The 13,206-nt window shown below is 62.9% G+C and carries 12 protein-coding genes and 1 pseudogene; 6 read left to right on the plus strand and 7 right to left on the minus strand.

The features are described from left to right. On the plus strand, window positions 1–1,843 hold a 1,843-nt coding region (locus P0D71_RS00005; protein WP_408478591.1), incomplete at its 5' end, for a hypothetical protein. A gap of 208 nt (window positions 1,844–2,051) precedes the next feature. On the opposite strand, the gene P0D71_RS00010 is transcribed toward P0D71_RS00005, so the two are convergent. Together P0D71_RS00010 and P0D71_RS00015 are read right to left on the minus strand one after the other, a co-directional pair. Beyond that, window positions 2,052–2,843 carry a hypothetical protein gene (locus tag P0D71_RS00010; protein ID WP_408295880.1) on the minus strand — a complete coding sequence of 264 codons (792 nt, stop codon included), beginning with the start codon at window positions 2,841–2,843 and terminating at the stop codon, window positions 2,052–2,054. A gap of 127 nt (window positions 2,844–2,970) precedes the next feature. Continuing rightward, window positions 2,971–3,240, minus strand: a pseudogene (locus tag P0D71_RS00015) (MerR family transcriptional regulator); the annotation flags it as partial. A 79-nt stretch (window positions 3,241–3,319) separates the two neighbouring features. Between P0D71_RS00015 and P0D71_RS00020 the strand changes: the two are divergent. From P0D71_RS00020 to P0D71_RS00030, 3 genes are all read left to right on the plus strand, one after another. Further along, window positions 3,320–3,994, plus strand: coding sequence for an HAD family hydrolase (locus P0D71_RS00020; RefSeq protein WP_091807190.1), 675 nt, complete (start codon window positions 3,320–3,322; stop codon window positions 3,992–3,994). Window positions 3,995–4,327: 333 nt separating this feature from the next. After that, window positions 4,328–5,290 carry a response regulator gene (locus P0D71_RS00025; RefSeq protein ID WP_408478593.1) on the plus strand — a complete coding sequence of 321 codons (963 nt, stop codon included), beginning with the start codon at window positions 4,328–4,330 and terminating at the stop codon, window positions 5,288–5,290. 23 nt (window positions 5,291–5,313) lie between these two features. Next, window positions 5,314–6,750, plus strand: coding sequence for a sensor histidine kinase (locus P0D71_RS00030; RefSeq protein ID WP_408478595.1), 1,437 nt, complete (start codon window positions 5,314–5,316; stop codon window positions 6,748–6,750). Here the strand turns inward: P0D71_RS00030 and P0D71_RS00035 are convergent. From P0D71_RS00035 to P0D71_RS00055, 5 genes are all read right to left on the minus strand, one after another. Then, a complete protein-coding gene (locus P0D71_RS00035; RefSeq protein ID WP_408478597.1) occupies window positions 6,741–7,706 on the minus strand; it encodes an alpha/beta hydrolase in 966 nt (321 codons plus the stop codon). The genes P0D71_RS00030 and P0D71_RS00035 overlap by 10 nt on opposite strands. Further along, window positions 7,699–8,208, minus strand: coding sequence for a thioesterase family protein (locus tag P0D71_RS00040; protein WP_408478599.1), 510 nt, complete (start codon window positions 8,206–8,208; stop codon window positions 7,699–7,701). The genes P0D71_RS00035 and P0D71_RS00040 overlap by 8 nt, the downstream gene beginning before the upstream one ends. 95 nt (window positions 8,209–8,303) lie before the next feature. After that, window positions 8,304–9,269 (minus strand): L-carnitine dehydrogenase, encoded by a 966-nt coding sequence (locus tag P0D71_RS00045; protein WP_408478601.1) that lies wholly within the window; start codon window positions 9,267–9,269, stop codon window positions 8,304–8,306. Between the two features lie 76 nt (window positions 9,270–9,345). Next, window positions 9,346–10,275, minus strand: a complete 930-nt coding sequence (gene cdhC / locus P0D71_RS00050) for a 3-dehydrocarnitine:acetyl-CoA trimethylamine transferase CdhC (protein WP_408478603.1) — start codon at window positions 10,273–10,275, stop codon at window positions 9,346–9,348. A 41-nt stretch (window positions 10,276–10,316) separates the two neighbouring features. Then, window positions 10,317–11,273, minus strand: coding sequence for a choline ABC transporter substrate-binding protein (locus P0D71_RS00055; protein WP_091807205.1), 957 nt, complete (start codon window positions 11,271–11,273; stop codon window positions 10,317–10,319). 382 nt (window positions 11,274–11,655) lie between these two features. Between P0D71_RS00055 and P0D71_RS00060 the strand changes: the two genes are divergently transcribed. Both P0D71_RS00060 and P0D71_RS00065 read left to right on the plus strand, forming a co-directional pair. Next, complete coding sequence (locus tag P0D71_RS00060) at window positions 11,656–12,609, plus strand: GlxA family transcriptional regulator (protein ID WP_408478605.1); 954 nt, start codon at window positions 11,656–11,658, stop codon at window positions 12,607–12,609. Between the two features lie 240 nt (window positions 12,610–12,849). Beyond that, window positions 12,850–13,179, plus strand: a complete 330-nt coding sequence (locus P0D71_RS00065; RefSeq protein WP_091807209.1) for a DUF4148 domain-containing protein — start codon at window positions 12,850–12,852, stop codon at window positions 13,177–13,179. Window positions 13,180–13,206: the final 27 nt, after the last annotated feature.

A 13,206-nucleotide genomic window follows, 5' to 3' on the forward strand; every position in this document is an offset into this window, starting at 1 on the left:
GACGCCCACCCCGACGCCGACGCCCACCCCGACGCCGACGCCCACCCCGACGCCCACCCCGAGCGGGGCGACCATGTCGTGCAGCACGCCGACACAAACGTCCGGCGGCACAGCGAATGGCGTGATCAGCGCCGATACGCCGACCACCGACGGCCTGCGCGTGTTCCAGAACAACGCCTCGTTCAAGCTGGCAATTACGACGAACGCCCCGAGCGCGGACACCGTCGTCTGGTCCGTTGCGGATTCGACCGGCGCGATCAAGACGCAAGGAAGTTTTGCAGTCAAGGCAGGCGTGCAAACCAGTACGATTCCGTGTACGTCGACGTGGTCCGGCTATGCGGCGCTCACCGCGACCTTGCGTTCGAACGGTGGCACGTTGCCGCGAAGCGGTACCCGTCCGGTCGGCATCGCCACGTTCGGTGTGTTGCCGAATCTGAGCTCGGCACTGGGCACCGTGACGTACGCGCATCAGGATCAGCACCGCTTCGGCATGCAGGGCTTTAACGGCAACATCGCCGCGCTGCACGCGCTGGGCATTTCGTGGACGATCGACGACCGTCAGGTATCGGCGATGGAACCCAACGGTCCCAACACGTACACGCCGAACGTGAATGACCTCGATCCGTTCTACAAGGCCAATCCGGATCAGATGCGTATCGTGCGTCTCGATGGTCTGCCGGCGTGGGACTCGAAGACCGGCCAGTTCAACGACAGCTACTATGCGCCGTCGAACATGGCTGAGTTTCAGACCTACATGGGCAAGGTCGGCACCGACACCAGCCTGATCCGCGCTGCCAATTACCCGAATCAGCAGAAGAACTACTATCAGGTAACGTGGGAGCCGAGCCTCGGTTGGGCCGATAGTGACGCGAATTTCGTTGCCATGTACAAGGCCGCCTACCAGGGCATTCATTCGACCGACCCGAATGCGGTCGTGATGGGCACCGGCAATCCGTTCGCCTCGAATTGCGACACTTGCACAACCGGTTATCTGCAGAAGTTCGGCGCACTCGGCCTGTGGAATTACATCGATGCAGTCGCAACGCATGGCTACTGGAATGCGGGTACGTATCCGTCGCATCCGCCTGAATTGCAGGACTCGGATCCGGATCCGGCGAACCAGGCCAACGCGCTCGACAACCAGATGACGCAACTGCGCTCGGTCATGCAGGCAGGCAAGCCGAACATGAAACTCTTCTTCACGGAAGCCGGCGTAAGCTACGATCCGGGCCTCAACTACGGTCCCAATGTACCGTCGCAGAACCAGTTGTTCGCGCATGCGGCGGTCGGCGTGCGGGCACACATCATCGTGCTGGGCGGCGGCGCGCAGGTCACGACGCTTTTCTACGGTCCTGACTACCCGGGCGAAGTGGGCTACGGCTCGTTCTTCGATCTGAATGACGCACAAGGTGCGTTCGGTGCGACGAACCTTTCGCCGAAGCCTGAAGCGATGGCCTTCGCGACGATGACGCGGGTTCTCGACGGCACGAATACGCTGGGCCGGATCAAGGGCGCACCGTCAGGCGTCTTTGCCTATGCGTTCCAGCAACTGGGGAACGGCAAGGTCGTGACGGCGGCGTGGACGCACAGCAACGCACAATGGCCGGCGAGCAACGGCGCGTATAGCCAGACCTATTCGACCAGCTATTCGCTCCAGGTCGACAATGCCGGCACGTCGGGCAACGTGACGAAGATCGATGGTTACGGCAATGTCAGCACGGTCGCCTACACCAACGGTCAGGTCGCGCTGACGCTCACCGAGGTGCCGCAGTACATCGTGTCGAACAACGCGACGGTTGCCAAGGCCAACTCGACTGTTCCGCTCGGGTACACGGGCCAGTAAATGACCCGATAAGCAGTCGGACAAGCAGTCGGACAAGCAGTCCGACTAGCAGTCCGATAAGCGCGGAAAACGATCGACGCGCCGCCGATGTAAATGGCGGCGCGTCGATTGCGCTTTGGAATACGAAAACCAGCACCCTGTGCAGCGCTGACGCATTCGCGGAAGCCGATCACACTCGCAGTACTCCATCCCACTACGCGAGCGGCGCTTACTGCTCCGCGTTCAGAACCTCGACACCCTTATCTGTAAAGAACGCAAGCCCGGCCCCGAGCATTGCGTACTGGCCTTTGATCACCGGCATATCGTGCGGAGCCGCGTCGCGTAACGCCGCAAGATACTTGGGCGTGAATATGCGATGCCAACTGGCGGCGAGCTGATTCGCCGAACCGATCATCTCGTGGTGTGCTGTGCCCCAATTCACCCTCAGCGGAAAGTGAACGAAACGCGCGGCCTGCTTCGGATCACCCTTCAGCGCGGCGAAATAGAAACCTTGAGCGCGCGCCTCGAATGCATGGTCCGATTCGTCGGTGATCATGCCGTACTGGCGACCCGCATTCGTGTTCGCGGATGACATACTTTCTAGGGCGAGCTTGACCGGCAGAGTCTTTCCGCCGCCAGTCCAGGTGCCGGCAAGGCCCACGCTATTGGGAAAATCAAGCGGCTGGCCGCCGTTCGAACCATTGCCCACAAAATGCAGCGTGAACGTGCCGTTCGCTTCCTGTAACGTCAGCGTGCCGCCGGATTGCTGACCGGTCAGCGCAATGTCCTTCAGGTAGCGGTAGTAGAAGTAATGTCCTTCGCCGAGATCTTTTCCATGCAGAGCGAGCGTCATGCCGACCTTCGCTTCGCCGACGGTGCCGGAATACGCAACCCGGGTCATGTCTACAGTCTGCGCGCAGGCGGAGTGATTGATGCTTATCGAAATCGTCAGTAGGGCGGCAAGCATTGCAATCGTGCGCTGCCTGCTCGGGCCATGAAGGCGCAATCGAAGTGTGTTCATGCAACGTCCTGTGAGCAGAAGTCGCGAGGCTAGCATGAACATGAAATGGCCTCGCTGATGGATCGCTTCAGTGTGAAGCACCGAATCTCCCGGTCGGCCAATACCGGCCGGAAGCCGGCACGCAGTATCAAAGCGGCTGCGCGACGTTCGCCATTGGCTCGCGGATGAACGCAAGCAGAGACTCGCCCGCCCATGTGCCGGCCATTAGTGCCGGCTCCGTTTGCAGCGCATGCCGAAACCTCGCCTGGGTGCGCGGATCATCGCCCGCGTAGCTCCTGAAGAGTTCGAGCCAGCGAAGCGCCAGTTCGCGTGCTTGCGATGACCGTGGCCCGACGCCCGCGTCGATCGCATCGCGCACCTCGGCCATGAGTTGCGGCCATTCCATTGCGCGCTTGCCGTTTCAGGCGCGGATTCTTGCGACCTGCCAAACCGGGGCATGGCATATTGGTGGCCGTGGTCACCAACAGGAGCTCACCATGCGAATCCAGACGTCTTTCCTCTTCGATCTCGACGGAACGCTGGTCGACAGCGTCTATCAGCATGTTCTGGCGTGGAAAGAAGCGCTCGACAGCGAAGGGATTCCTTTGTCGGTATGGCGGATTCACCGCAAGATCGGCATGAGCGGCGGCCTCTTCACCCATCAGCTTCTGCGGGAAACCCACGGCGAAATCAGTGCAGAACGGGTAGAGAGCCTGCGTCGTGCGCACGCCGCCGCCTATCAGCGACTGCGGGCGCAGGTATGCCCGCTGCCGGGCGCGCGGGCGTTGCTCGACGCGCTCACGCAAGCCGGAACGCCGTGGGCCGTGGCGACCAGTGGCCGCATGGAGACGGCGGCGCTCAATCTGGAGGCGCTGGGTGTCGATCCCGCGAAGGCGGTGGTCGTTACGCGCGACGACGTCAAATATGCAAAACCGGATCCGGATCTGTTCATCGCCGCGGCTGAGCGGCTCGGCGTGCCGGTCGAAAACACGGTGGTGGTCGGGGACAGCATCTGGGACATGCTCGCGGCGCGGCGCTGCCGCGCTCTGGGCGTGGGCCTGTTGTCGGGCGGATACGGCACGGAGGAACTCGAACGCGCCGGTGCGCTGCGGGTGTACGACGACCCCGCCGATCTGCTGGAGCATCTGGACGAGGTCGCGTCGCGGCCGTAGCGGCCGGCTCCATCGCGCGGATTTTTCCGGTCACGCGTCGCCGCTGCCGTTGGTACTATATAGTTCAGGGGAATACGAAGTTTGCGGACCAGCATGAGAGAATCCGCCCTATGAGCGGGTAAGAGGCACGCCGGCGTGTTCCATATGCGAACACACGGAAAACCTGTAGCGGCAAAGTGCGGGGTGGGCGTGCAGGCAGTGGTCGAAGCGTCGGCCGCACTTCCAAATCGGGGGGCGCCACGCCGCGATATGGCTTACGGACTCGCCTTGTCTTCCGGCTGCTGGCCTGCCGCGGCCACGCTCCGGAGGCGGCGCGACGAACCACGTGAAAATATGAACAACTTTATCCGACCACCTGTTCTGTACCCGTCAACGGTTGTTTTCGTGGATGACAACGACGGCTACCTGGACGCCCTGCGGCGTTTCTTTCCCGATATCGCCACCAATCTGTTTTTTACGCGGCCTCAAACCGCGCTTGCCTTCATCCGTCAGCATGCTCGCGAAAATTCGCTGGAGTTTGCGCCGGCGTCGGCCTGTGTGAGCGAGACGGGCTTCGAGCGCTACGTGGAAAGCTCGGCGGAGCGGGACATTCTGGCGCGCGGCGCACGCTTTTCGGAAGTGGCGGCGGTGGTCGTGGATTTCGACATGCCGGGCATGAGCGGCGTCGAATTCCTCTCGGCCATCTCCAATCTGCGCTGCGCGAAAGTGCTGTTGACCGGTGTGGCGGACGAAACCGTCGCGGTCAAGGCCTTTAACGCCGGAATCGTCGATTTATACCTGAGAAAGACGGATATCGATTCCGCAAACCGGCTGGCCAACTTCCTGAAAGATGCAAAAAACAGGCATTGTTCGGAAGGCGGCTGGCTGGCGTTGGGCGATAGCGGCATGACGTACTGCGATCCGCGTACGCGCAAAGTCATCGACGAACTGGTGGCCGCGCACAACATCGTCGAATACTATTGGCGCCCGGAACAGGATGCCATTCTGATGTTCGACCGCGCCGGAAACCCGAGCGTTTTCGTTGCATGGGCTGAGAACGACTGGATCTCACAGGGCGAAATCGTGGCGGACGAGGACGGCCCGGCCGACCTGCTGAAACAGATGGCGGTGCGCGAGGTGATGCCGGTATTCTGGCCGAATCTGGCCTACCGTTCCGGCATGAACTTCAGGACGCTGACGCCGCAGCCCGTGCCGGGCTGGGGTGACGTGTTCTACTGCTGGTCCCCGATCGACGCAGCCGACGTGGGCATGAACCTCGTAACTTTCGCGCAATGGCGGAATGAGCGGAATCGCTAAATTCGGCCGACACGTTGAGCCACATGTACGCAATTCCGACAGCCTTCGTGTCCGCGATGTTCGTGGTGTTCGGCCTGTACGTACTGATCACGCAGGGGGCGACGCGGCTATTCACGCCGTTTATCCTGATGTGCGCGGCGACGTTCGCCTGGCAAGGCACCTGGACACTGCTGTTCCAGACCGACAACCCGCAGACCGCGGAAATGCTGGTCCGGTGCGGCTATCTCTTCATTCTCTTTCTACCCACCACGTTCTATCACTTCGTCACGGAGGTGGTGGCGCAGCGCCGTGAGCGGCCAATACTGCTCGCGTCGTACGGCCTGTGCTTCGTCCTTGCGATACTGCTTCCCGGCAACGAAGTGGTGGCCGGCTATCAGCGCTTCTTCTTCGGCTTCTATCCGGTCGCCGGGCCGCTGCATCCGTTGCATGTCGTGCAGACCGTGTTGCTGGCCGTGCGCAGCGGGCAGCTTCTGCTCGCCGCGCGCCGCAAGGCCGAGGGGCACGCGCGCAGACGCCTCGACCTGTGCCTGGCGAGCCTTTGCCTGTACTCGTTTGCGGCGGTGGATTACGCGGTCAACTACGGCTACGGGTTTTATCCACCGGGCGTCCTATTTATCGGCCTCAGCCTCGCGCTGCTGGCGATCACCATCGTCCGCTATCACCTGATTCACCCCTATGCCGTTGCGGCGACCATCGCGCACGAGATATCGACGCCGCTCGCGACCATCGGCATGCACGCCGACGAGATCGCCAGCGTCTGGTCTCACGTGTTCAACGGCTACCGGATGGCGGTCACGCACGGAATTTACGATGACCATGACCCATCCGGACAAACCGAGCGCATCGGCCAGCTGGCGACGGCAATCCGACGCGAAGTCTCGGGAACCAGCGCGATGGTTGAGATGGCGCTCGCATCCTACACGCTCGATCGTCTGGACCGCAGCGGTTTCAGCCGGCATTCGGTGCGGCAATGTGTGATGTCGGCGCTGGAACGGTATCCGTTTCACAGCGGCGAGCGGGCACGCGTCACGGTGACGCCCATCGATCCCGCCATGGCGTTCTCGGGTTCGGATACGGTGGTGGTCTTCGTGCTGTTCAACCTGCTGAAAAACGCGTTGCATGCGATCCGCCTGGGCGGCGATGGTCAGATCACGATCAGCGCCGCTCAGGATCAGGACTTTTGCGTGCTGCAATTCCGCGACACCGGGCCGGGCATTTCGCCCGATGTTCTGCCCTATATCTTCGACGCCTTTTTCACGACCAAACGTCACGGCAGCGGCGCGGGGATGGGGCTCGCGTTCTGCCGTCGCGCAACGGAGCTTCTGGGCGGGAGTATCGAGTGCAGTTCGATAAGCGGCACGCATACCACCTTCACGGTGCGGTTGCCGGCGCCGAATACACCCGCGGACCGTGCGCTGCGCAAGGCGCCGAGCCGCTCGCCGCGCGAACCTCAGCGCTGACCGGCAGAAGACGCCGGTGCCGCGTGCGCGCATAGAAAACGGCACACCTCCGCGTGCAAGCTCTGCACGCCTGGGCTGGATTCAATAGCGCGCCAGCATCCGTGGACGAGTCCGGCGCCGATCCACAGCCGCGCTTCTCCACCCGCTGCGTGGATACGCTCCGCAAACACGCGCGCGTCGTCTCTCAACGGATCGTGTTCGACGCCGATCGCGAGCGTCGGCGGCAGGCTGTCGAAGCGTGTCGCGTCGAGTGGGATGGTCCACGCCGGGTACGGCGGGTGTGCGCCCCAGTAAAAATCGCGGAATGCGTGAACATCCGCCAGTTTGAGCATGGGCGCATGCGCTTCGGTTTCACGCGCGGGCGGCTGAGGGTCGGTGCCGAGCATCGGATAGACCAGCACAAGGCCGCGCAGGCCCTGAACGCCGTCATCGCGCAGGCGCATCGCCACACTGGCCGCAAGCGTGGCGCCGGCGCTGTCGCCGGCCAGTTGCAGCGCGGCGCCAGACTGTAAATCGAACGGTAAGCGTCCTGCCAAAGCGGCGAGCGTGACCTCCAGGCAATCGTCGTGCGCGGCAGGGGCGCGGTGTTCGGGCGCGAGCCGGTAGTCGACCGCGATCACGTCAAGACCGGTGTCCGCGGCGATGCGCGCTGTCATGACCTGATGGCTGTCGAGCGAGCCGAGTACGAAGCCTCCGCCGTGAAAGTACAGCACGGTGCCAGGCGGCGTTTCGTGCCGGCCAGCGCGGTTGCGGTACAGCCGCAGCGCGATCGAATGGCCCGCGGGGGATTGGAACGCGGCGTCCTGGGTCGCGACGTTATCGGGCAGCGCGGGCGTGAACGCCGCCGCGTACCGGTCGTAAATCTGGCGCTGCTCGGACGGCGTCAGCGAAGTCGAATGCCCTGAGTAAATCGCGGCGGTTCTTTCGATAAACGCGGCAATCTCTGGCTCAAGCATGTTCAATCCCGCTGGGTTTCGTGGCGGCGGGCAAGCCGATCACGCGGCCGGCAAACCTGGCCGGTGGTAGCGCGGCATGCGCGTCGGCCAGCCCGCGTACGTGCGCGGCGACATCCGGATCGAACGCGGCGGCGCGCGGCCCGCCGGTATCGACATGCAGCAACATCTGCTCGCCCGCGGCCACCGGGTCGCCGCCGTCGCCGGCAAACATCTCCAGGTAGAGATGCAGGCGCTTGGCATCGTGGCCGAGCACCCGCATGTCGACGCGCACCTGCGCGCCTTCCTTGATCTCATGCAGATAGTTGATGTGGGCCTCGAGCGTGTAGATCGAGCGCCGGCGCGCTTTGCGCACTGCGTCCGGCAAACCGATCAGGTCGATCAGCGCGTCGGTCGCGAAGCTGAAAATCAGCATATAGAACGCGTCGCGCAAATGGCCGTTGTAATCGACCCATTCGGCCCGCACCGTATCGCGATAGCAGGGCAGGGTAGCAGGTTGCGGCATCGGCAGTCCTCTTTGTGTTTTGTATCAAAGGCGTCGGTTGTGGACGAACGTGGTGCTGCTCGCTGCTCGCTGCTCACGCCGCGCATTTCAAGGCATCAATCGGCCGGCAGCAAGCCATGCCGTGCCTTCGCCTCCGCAATCGCCGTCAGCACACTCGTAATGCAATCGTCGCGGTAACGTTCCAGCTGTTTGATCGACCGCGGGCCGACCTGTTCAGCCGTGCCGTCCACGACCCGGTCGATCAGTTCATCCGTCAGCTTCGGCGCGACCAGTTTAGTCCACGGTAACTCCAGCGCCGGTCCGAACTGCTGCATGAAATGGCGCATGCCCGCATCGCCGCCCGCCAGCGTGTAGGTGAGGAACGTGCCCATGAACGACCAGCGGATGCCCGCGCCGAAACGGATCGCGTCGTCGATTTCGCCGGTGGTCGCAACGCCTTCGTTGACCAGATGCAAGGCTTCGCGCCACAGCGCTTCGAGCAGGCGGTCAGCGATGAAACCGGGAACTTCCTTGCGGACCCGCAGCGGCCGCATCGAAAGAGCACGATACACCTGTTGCGCGGCGTCGAGGGTTTCCGGAGCGGTGCGTTCGCCGCCCACCACTTCGACGAGCGGCAACAGATACACCGGATTGAACGGATGGCCGACAATGCAACGCTGCGGGCTCACCGCACGCGCATAAAAGTCGCTCGGCAGAAGACCCGACGTCGACGAAGCGATGATCGCATCCGGCTTTGCCGCACGGCTGATCTGTTCATGCAAGGCGAGCTTCAACTCCTCGCGCTCCGGCGCGCTTTCCTGAATGAAGTCCGCCTGCCCGACGCAGGCTTCGATCGTGTCGACGAAGCGCAGTCGCTCCGGCGACGCGCCCGCGGCCAAACCCACGCGCTGCAGCGCCGGCCAGGCGTTCGCGATGTTCTCGCGCAATTGCTTCTCAGCGCCCGGCGCCGGGTCCCACGCGAGAACATCGAGCCCATGCGCGAGCGCGCGCGCCACCCAGCCGCTGCCGATCACGCCAACTCCGATTGCCGCGAATGTTTTGATATCGACGATCACTGCCATTGCTGACGTTTCCTTTGCCTGTGTGTTGTCTGATTGCGATGCGCGCCGCCATGCAGGCAACGCGCGTGGCGCACGATCACGCGTACTGTCCCGCCGCACGCCGCTCCAATTGGCGTTCGCCACGCGCGGGCAGGCCCAGCTTGCGGCGTCCTTCGGCAGGCGTCAGCGCGCGCGCGCCGAGCCGTTCGATGATTTCCACCGCGCGTTGCACGAGCGTGCCATTCGTTGCGGGCACACCTTTGTCGAGCCAGATGTTGTCTTCGAGGCCGACGCGCACGTGGCCGCCGAGCAGCATGGCCTGCGCGACCATCGGCATCTGCATGCGGCCAATGCCGAAGCCGGCCCATTGCGCGCCGGGCGGCAGGTTATCGGCCATGGCTTTCATGGTCGTGGTGTCGGCGGGCGCGCCCCAGGGAATGCCCAGGCAAATCTGAAACAGCGGCGGCGCGTCGAGCAAGCCTTCCTTGAGTAATTGCTTGGCGAACCACAAATGGCCCGTATCGAAGATCTCCAGTTCCGGCTTCACGCCGAGCGCCTGGATGCGCTGCGCGCCGGCTCGCAATTGCGCGGGCGTGGATACATAGATGTAGTCGCCGTCGCCGAAATTGAGCGTGCCGCAATCGAGCGTGCAGATTTCCGGCAGCAACTCCTCGACATGCGCGAGGCGCGTCAGGCCGCCGACCAGATCGGTGCCCGCGCCAAAGCGCATCGGGTCTTCGCCTGGGCCGATCTCCAGATCGCCGCCCATGCCGGCCGTCAAGTTGATGATCACGTCCGTGCCCGAAGAGCGAATGCGGTCGACCACCTCGCGATACAGCTGCGGATCGCGGCTGCCGCGTCCGGTCTTCGGATCGCGCACGTGGCAGTGCGCGACGGTGGCGCCGGCCTTGGCGGCTTCAATGGCGGCCTCGGCAATCTGTTTCGGCGTGACGGGAATGGCCGGATGCTTGCCGACGGTATCGCCTGCGCCGGTGACCGCGCAGGTCACGATGACTTCATGATTCATGCGTGCTAGTTCCTGTGGATTGAAATGCGCGACTGTCGAGATCAAAGACCGAGATAAGCCTTGACCGCGGGCAAGCCGTCCTTGCCGTCGTAGGTTTTGACGCCGGCAAGCCATGCGTCGAGTACTTGCGGGTTTTTCTTCAGATAGGCTTTGGCGGCGTCGGCCGGTTTTTCCTTGTTCATGACCGATTGCATGACCACGTTTTCGAGCTGCGTAGAAAAGCGCAGATTGCTCACGAGCTTGCCCGCGTTCGGGCAACGCGTCAGAAAGTCGGGGGACGTCAGCGTGTAAACGCGTGCTTCGCCGTCGTTGGGACCGAACACGCCGTCGCTGCCGGTGAGGTATTTCATGTCGATCTGGATGTTCATCGGATGAGGTTCCCAGCCGAGAAAGACCACCCACTTTTTCTCGCGGATCGCACGATCGACCGAAACGAGCATGCCCGCTTCGCTCGATTCGATCAGCTTGAAGCCGCCGAGGCCGAACTGATTGTTGGCGATCATTTTCTGGATCGCCGCATTCGCGCTGCTGCCGGGCTCGATGCCGTAGATCTTGCCGTCGAGCTGCTCACGGTGTTTGGCAATGTCGGCGAAGGTTTTCAGGCCCGCGTCGTATTCGTAGCTCGGCACGGCGAACGTGGCTTTGGCGCCCGTCAGATTGGGCGGCTGCAGCACCTGGATCGATTTCGAATCGACGAACGGCGCGATCGCCTTTTCCTGCACCGGCCACCAGTAGCCGAGCGACACGTCGAGCTGTTTGCTCTTCAGGCCTGCAAACGAGATGGGCACCGAGGCGACGGTCGTCACCGGCTGATAGCCGAGCCCTTCGAACACGGTCGAAGCAAGCGCGGTGGTCGAAGTGATATCGGTCCAGCCGATGTCGGCAAAGTGCACCGCGCGGCAGGCAGCCGGATCCTGCGCGAAGGCCGGCAGCGCGGTAACGGCCGCGGCCGCGAGGCATACAAAATGGGCAAGCACGGCTTTGATGCGTAACTTCATGATGTTCCCTCTTCTGACACGTTTAACAGCGTGTTTCGAACCGGGCCGCGCCTGAGCAGATGAAACCTGGCGAAGCGGCCCCCGGACATGCGATACGGCCTGTGTGATGCCTGAACTGCACGATGACGTAACGTTAATGCCCCATATTCCGCGCAAAGCGACCGCCAGCGACCGGTTTTTGCTTCCACGCGACTATGAGGGAAAACCAGCGGCGCTTCGTCTTGCAGTGCAACAGCGGGTGGTATAGCGGGTACAACTGCGGGTACAACAGCGCCGCGGCGGGATTTTTGACGCGCCTTGCCCACTTGCGTGCTGCTTGCTAGGCTCGCCGCAAGCCCGCGTCCGCCCGCGTTTTCGTCTCTCCTGATCGAGTGTTTGCACGATGCCCGAAGATATGTCGTTCCTCTTGTTGCCGGGCTTTTCGGCGATCGGCTTCATGTCGGCGGTGGAGCCGTTGCGGGTGGCCAATCGCTTTCAGGGCGATCTGTACCGCTGGCGCATTCTGAGTGTCGACGGCGCGCCGGTGGCCGCCAGCAACGGCATTTCGATCAACGCCGATGCGGCCATCGGCGACGTGGCCGCGGCGCAAACGCTCTTCGTCGTCGCGGGCTTCGAGCCTCTTGCCTGCTATACGCGTGCGCTGGGGGATTGTCTGAAGCGACTGGACCGCGCGGGGGCGACGCTCGGTGGTATCGACACCGGCAGTTTCGTGCTCGCCGAAGCCGGCCTGCTGGGCAGTGCGGACAACGTGACCGTGCACTGGGAAGCGCTGTCGGCGTTCCGCGAGCGTTATCCGTCGCTGGACGCGAGTCAGGAGCTGTTCGAAATCGGCGCGCGGCGCATTACGTGCGCGGGCGGCACCGCATCGATCGACATGATGCTCGACCTGATCGGCCGTGAGCATGGCGCCGCGCTGGCCTCGGCGGTGTCGGAGCAATTCGTGGTGAGCCGGATCCGCCAGCGCTCGGATCATCAGCGCATGGAGATCGCCGCGCGTTACGGCGTGCACAACCGCAAGCTGATTCAGGTGATCGGCGTGATGGAACAGCATATGGAGGAGCCGCTCGCGCCGGATCGGCTCGCGCAGGAGATCGGCGTGACGCGGCGTCAACTCGAGCGGCTCTTTTGCGCCTCGCTGAAAGACACGCCGACCCATTTCTATCTGCAGTTGCGCCTCGCGCGTGCGCGCGAGCTGCTGCAACAGACCGACATGTCGATTACTTCGATTTGCGTGGCATGCGGATTCGAGTCGCCCTCGCATTTTTCGCGCACGTACCGCGCGCGCTTCGGCGCGAGCCCGAGAAGCGACCGGCAGCCTTCCGTGGGGCCGGCGTAAAGGCGCTGAAGCGCCAACGCGAGGAGAGAGGGGACAGGGGACAGGCGGTACAAAGGCCGGCGAATTGCCGCCGTCGGAGAGGTCAAATCTTGTGCCCTCGACGCAATTATCCCGATTATCGCAACAGTGAATTAGGCGATTGGGGGTTTACCCTAAATAGACTGACTCCTAGACTGTGTTCATCCGCTGCAGACAAACCGATTCGCAGCGTGGCAAAAACAATCTCTGGAGGTAGTTATCATGAAATCCCTGATCGAAGCCGCAGTTATCGCCGCACTCATCACCGCACCGCTCGCCGCTTTTGCTCAATCGAATCAGCCGGTTACGCGCGCGCAAGTGCGCGCTGAGCTGGTTCAGCTGGAAAAGGCCGGCTACAACCCGGCCACCGCGAGCGACCCCCAATATCCGGCTGATATTCAAGCTGCCGAGGCTCGTGTAGCCGCGCAAAACGGCGCAGTCCAAACCAGCGGTTATGGTTCGGCCACGAATGGTTCGTCGCAGGCCGGCAGCCGTTCGGAAACGACCCGCAGCTCCTATTCGGCTCCTGTCGTCAACTACAGCCACAACTGATTTCGACGTGAGTGCGTAATAGCTCGC

The organism is Paraburkholderia sp. RL17-383-BIF-A (assembly GCF_046028015.1).
Taxonomy (GTDB): Bacteria; Pseudomonadota; Gammaproteobacteria; order Burkholderiales; family Burkholderiaceae; genus Paraburkholderia.